Source organism: Shewanella sp. SG41-4, assembly GCF_014164505.1.
In the GTDB taxonomy this organism is placed as follows: domain Bacteria; phylum Pseudomonadota; class Gammaproteobacteria; order Enterobacterales; family Shewanellaceae; genus Shewanella.
In genome coordinates this window covers 1-4,340 of record NZ_JACJFI010000293.1, presented here as the reverse complement: position 1 = coordinate 4,340, position 4,340 = coordinate 1, and the positions used below count along the sequence as shown (strand labels likewise).

The 4,340-nt window shown below is 41.4% G+C and carries 2 protein-coding genes and 1 pseudogene; 1 reads left to right on the top strand and 2 read right to left on the bottom strand.

All coding sequences use genetic code 11. The annotated features are described in order from the left end of the window. Positions 1-74: 74 nt before the first annotated feature. The gene (gene torS / locus H5202_RS18360) at positions 75-3,125 is read right to left on the bottom strand and encodes a TMAO reductase system sensor histidine kinase/response regulator TorS (RefSeq protein ID WP_182773344.1); all 3,051 of its coding nucleotides are present in this window, start codon (positions 3,123-3,125) and stop codon (positions 75-77) included. A gap of 68 nt (positions 3,126-3,193) precedes the next feature. On the opposite strand from torS, the gene torT reads away from it, so the two are divergent. Then, positions 3,194-4,261, top strand: coding sequence for a TMAO reductase system periplasmic protein TorT (torT, locus tag H5202_RS18355; protein WP_182773343.1), 1,068 nt, complete (start codon positions 3,194-3,196; stop codon positions 4,259-4,261). Here the strand turns inward: torT and H5202_RS24360 are convergent. Continuing rightward, positions 4,258-4,340, bottom strand: a pseudogene (locus H5202_RS24360) (two-component system response regulator TorR); the annotation flags it as partial. The gene torT and the pseudogene H5202_RS24360 overlap by 4 nt on opposite strands.

Below are 4,340 nucleotides of genomic sequence, written 5' to 3'. Positions count from 1 at the left end.
AAATAAACTCGCTTGAATACAAGAAGAACTTATCTATTTTATTCATATATATGATTATTTAGATTCTATATCAGTTAGTTGATTAACTTCAACTCAAGTGCGTTAATGGATGCTAGCCATACCTGTTTAAGCAAGTGATATGAACCATCATCAATCCGATCTTTTTCTAATTGTTTACACAACTGACTCAACTGAATAAAGCCGATACTGGCACTGCTACCTTTAAGTGCATGTAATACTTTTACATTATCAGCAGATAAAACGGCGAGTGTATTGATGTGTTGCGTACTACTGACTTGGAAAAGCGCTAACATCTCTTTTACAGCAGCTGTACCGAGGTATTGTAAGTCTTGATTAATTTGATTTTCATCGAGTAAAGACTGATTGTCTTCATTACACCCGGATGATTTTTTATCCACGGGATAGTGTGTAAAAATTGTTCGTTGCTCTAGCTTGGATAATTTATTCATGTTGGCGTTGTTCATTGGCGACTTATCACTTGCATCTCCAATCCAATTGACTAATAACTTCATATTAAGTGGTTTGGCTAATACGTCGTCAAAGCCTGCAGTTTGATACTCTTTTATGTCAATATCTTGAATTTGTGCCGTAAATGCGGCAATGCTGATGTCTTTCTGGACTATATTAGCGATATCTTTTAATTCAACTAATAACCCCACTCCTGAACCATCGCCTAATTGAATGTCGAGCATGATGCCATCAAACTGCAAAGCACTATCGACGTTAAACAACGCTCTTGCTTGAGCACAGCTGTCAGCCAATACAGAATGATGCCCAAGATGCGCTAAAAAACCCTGGGCCACCATGGAATTGACTTTATCATCTTCAATAACGAGTACACATTTAGAATCAACTTTAGGTAGTTGCGCGCAAATAACCTCATGTACTGGCTCACAGATGTGTAATGGCAAACTAAAACCAAAAATGGAACCCTCATCCACTTTACTATTCACCCAAATAGAATGATTGGCTGTATCAACCTCATTCATTAACGAGACTAATTCTTTACATATAGCGAGCCCAAGTCCTGTGCCTCTGGTTCTCCCTTGATTAGGCTGTGCGCCATAGGCGATAAACAATTGCTCCATTGCCTTTTCATTTATGCCAACACCGGTATCTGCCACTTCAAAGGTTAATCGTTTATCAACCACATTTACCCGTAATGTAATCTCTCCTGCTGGAGTGAATTTAATGGCATTGCCGAGCAAATTAAACAACACTTGGCGCAATTTGGGGCCATCTACCGTTATCCATTTAGGTAAATCACCGCAAACTAAATGCAAGGCTATACCTGATAATCCCGCACCAGCCAACATGATTGACATCACTTCATCGAGCAGCTCATTAAGCGCAACAGCCCGTGGTTCGTTAGTTAATTTACCTTGTTCCAAACGGGAAAAATCCAAAATATCATTAAGTACATTTTGCAGTAAGGTGCCGCTGTATTGCGATAATGCCAACATTTGTTTTTGTGCTGGAGGTAATGGCGAGTGACTCAGTAAAGTCAGGGTGCCTAAAAGACCATTTAACGGAGTACGGATTTCATGGCTCATGGTCGCTAAAAATAGCGATTTTGCCTTGTTAGCTTGTTCTGCCATCACTCTAGCCGTCGAATGCCCTTTTGCTTCAGCGTCTAGTTGACGGTTGGTTTCAGCCAGTTCGAGTGTCCGTGCCTTTACAGTACTTTCCAGTGAGGCTTTATGAGCAAATAATTCTGATGCAGTTTGTTGTAATTCAGCTTGCAGAGCCTGATTTTGTGTCGTCTTTTGTTTAAAAGCTTCAATGGCCGCTGCCATGGCGGTGAGTTCATCGTCTCCGTGAGGATCAAGTACCACTTCGATATTACCCTGACTTAATTGAGATAATGCTGCAGTTGCTTCACTCAGGCGTAAAGCAATGCCTTTATAAACCACTCGATAAACAACTAACAGCATAATGATTAGCATCAAAATACCTGTCGCCCACAGTCCTGACTTTGCCCACAATAATTGCTGTAAAAAATTACTTCTGGCATGTTCGGCCTGCTGCTGTTGTGCCTTTATTGCGCTATCGACTGACTTATTCAGTTGGCCTAATTTATCCGTCAGCATTAGCAGCTGTGCATTTTGTTGAGAAAGTAATTGAGCATATTGCTGCTGCAAAATTAAGCCTACATTCACTTCCCTTAAGATGATCAATTGGTGCTCAAGATCTGTCGCCCTAACAGGGTCCCGAATCAAGCCTTTAAGTAATTCGAGAGGAATTAAATCAATTTGCCCACTCGTGCTCGAATCTGTATACGGGCTCGGTATTTCGTTGCCGTTTTGTAAGTTAGTGCTGGTAGTCTGAATAGTAAATGTTGTTGATGAAAGTACGCGTGCCATGCTGTCGAGAACGTTATTTAATCCAAGTTGTTGTTCTGGCGACTGCAATAACTGCCCCACTAAGGCAATATGATGGATTAATGCTAAAGCTCGGTTTAAACGTTCACGGATATCCAAGTCTTGTTCGATTATAGAGTCCAAAAGGTGGGCACTTTTTTCTGCGCCAACCACTTGAGGGTAAGCTAAACTTAACTTGGCCAGAATAGTTGAATCGACCACTGCTTGCTCTGCTTCAAGTAAAACCCCACTATTGCTGGCGGCTTCCGCAAGTACACGTCCTTTATCACTCAATTGAGCCGTCAACACTAAACGCTTACCAACTAGGCGCCCGAAAATAGATAAGTCTTGAATGATTTCGCCAGCTAAAACAGCTAACTGCTTATCTTTATCCGCACCATGATTTTGTAGATTTAATGAATTAAGTCGTTCAATAGCGGAAAGTAAATTAGTGCTTTCGAGTGTCAACTTACGGCCAAGTAAAACACGCTGCTCCTCTTTTTCAACTCGTTCAAGCGCTTGGGCATTGTCGAGCAAGCCATTAGAAGACTGCATTAATTGCCTTGCTGCCTCTGATGCGGGTAATGCTTCTTCATATAGATATTGGTCGGCAAGCTTTACCCAATAGAGCGAAATACTGCCAAGGCTAACTAACATTAACAGTAACAATCCGAGCAAGCAGAATGCCAACATAAGGCGACCCACTAAGCTCTTGCCTGATAGTGATAAAGTGCTCACACTCATTCCTTATAATGTTATAATTATTAAATCTTTTTGGTGGTCTTTCTAGAAAACTTAACCGAGACAAAATAATGCGCCGACTTGTTTACATGCTCATAGCTTGCTTAGGGATAATACCATTACTTGCTGAAGCATCATCAGATTCGACCTGGACATTGCAACAGCGCACACCCTTTAATGCCAAAATCCAAACGGTCAGAACGATACAATATAAGCAACTGACTTCGGCAAAAAAAACGTGGCGAGTCTGCGCTTTAGTTCCACATCTTAAAGACGCTTATTGGATCGGCATTGATTATGGTTTGGTGTCAAAAGCCAGCCAATTAGGCATCAATTTAGAATTATTTGAAGCCGGTAGCTATTACAGAAAACAGCAACAACTAAAGCAACTTGAATACTGCCTTAATCAGTCCTTCGATGCCATCTTACTCGGTGCTGTGTCCCCCAATTTACTTGACCAATATCAAGGTACAATTAATAAACCCATCATAGCGTTAGTCAATAGACTCGATAACCCCATTATTACCACTCGAGTTGGCGTTAATTGGTATCAAATGGGCTGGGAAGCTGGCCACTCTATTGCCAATGCAGTAAAAAAATCACCGCCATCATCTCCAGTAAAGCTCGCTCTACTCACTGGTCCAGAAAGTGTCGGTGGCAGCCATTGGGTTGATCTTGGTATTCAAGATGCTATTGCCGATAGTCCCATTGAGATTACATCAATTCGTCATACCGATAATAATCGCGACCTTTACCGTGACCAACTTCATCATCTGCTTAACGACCATATTCCTGATTATATTCTAGGCAGTGCAGTTGCTATTGAAGCAGCAATAGGAACATTGCAACATAGACAATTAACTGGCCAAGTAAAACTTGTGAGCAGCTATTTATCTCCAGCAATATTGCGCGGACTGTATCGTAATAAAGTCGTGTTTAGTAGTGATGACCAAGTGGTGTTACAAGGTAAGTTGGCAATTGATATTGTAGTAAAACTACTGGAGGGAGCGCACTCATTTGGGGATGTTGGCCCACAAATACAGGCGTTAAAACAAGGCGCGGTGCAACTCAATATGTTTAACAATAGCTTAGCCCCTGCAGACTTTTACCCTATTTACCACGTGACGTCCAACAACTAATCTTTAACCTTTGTCGCGAACAAATAGCCTTCCCCATGAACAGTCACGAACAAGTCTGGTTGTAGCTTATTTCGTAAAC